Source organism: Streptomyces sp. AC627_RSS907 (assembly GCF_019049165.1).
This window is the reverse complement of record NZ_JAGMUE010001566.1, coordinates 733-1,112: the sequence shown is the minus strand read 5'-3', so window position 1 is coordinate 1,112 and position 380 is coordinate 733. Positions and strand designations below refer to the sequence as shown.

The 380-nt window shown below is 73.9% G+C and carries 1 protein-coding gene; it reads left to right on the top strand.

Annotated features, from left to right (window positions below):
• A partial coding sequence (locus KUM32_RS43020) for a pyridoxal-dependent decarboxylase (protein ID WP_254406835.1) occupies nucleotides 1-380 on the top strand: 380 nt, incomplete at both ends.

Sequence of the window (380 nt, the reverse complement as noted above, 5' to 3'; positions counted from 1 at the left end):
TCTCCCGGCCCGGCGGCGAGGTCATCGCCCAGTACTACGCCTTCCTGCGCCTGGGCCGGGCCGGCTACCGCCGCGTCCAGCAGGCGTGCGCCGACACCGCCCGGTACCTCGCGGCCCAGGTACGCCAGATGGGTCCGTTCACCCTCCTGTACGACGGCGAGGGCGCGCTGCCCGCCGTCTCGTACACGCTCACCGACCCGCGTGGGGCGGGCTTCAGCCTGTACGACCTGTCGGACCAACTCCGCATGCGCGGCTGGCAGGTCCCCGCGTACCCGCTCCCCGCCGACCGGCACGACACGGTCGTGCACCGGGTGCTGATCCGGCACGGCGTCGGCCGTGACGAGATCGCCCTGCTCGCCGACGACCTGCGGCAGGCTCTG